Raw genomic sequence first — 429 nt, forward strand, 5'->3', positions numbered from 1 at the left:
GGGATAGCGCAGCAGCGTGCCCATCAGGCCGCTCTCGAGCGGCTCGAGCGCAATGATGTGCTCGCGGTTGGTCAGCACGACGCGGCCGATCGCGACCTTGTTCATGCTGCGGATGGTCTCGCGGATCACCGCGAAGGCGTCGTGGCCGACCTTGCCATCGGGTACGAGATAATAGGGACGGATCAGGTAACGGCTGTCGATGTCGGTCTTCGGCACGAATTCGTCGATCTCGATCGTGTGCGTCGAGTCCAGCGCGATGTCGTCGAGCTCGTCCTTGGTGACTTCGATATAGGTGTCGGTGTCGACCTTGTAGCCCTTGACGATGTCCTCGGAGGTCACCTCGTCGCCGGTCTCGGCGTCGACCTTGAGGTACTTGATCCGGTGGCCGGTCTTGCGGTTGATCTGGTTGAACGAGACCTTCTCGGTATC

General features: G+C 61.1%; 1 protein-coding gene. It reads right to left on the minus strand.

All coding sequences use genetic code 11. From position 1 onward, the window contains the following. Positions 1-429: non-homologous end joining protein Ku (ku, locus tag MFP24_RS00305; protein ID WP_263458362.1), on the minus strand; the 429-nt coding region annotated here is incomplete at both ends.

It is taken from the genome of Brenneria tiliae (assembly GCF_023347575.1).
Taxonomy (GTDB): Bacteria; Pseudomonadota; Gammaproteobacteria; order Enterobacterales; family Enterobacteriaceae; genus Brenneria; species Brenneria corticis.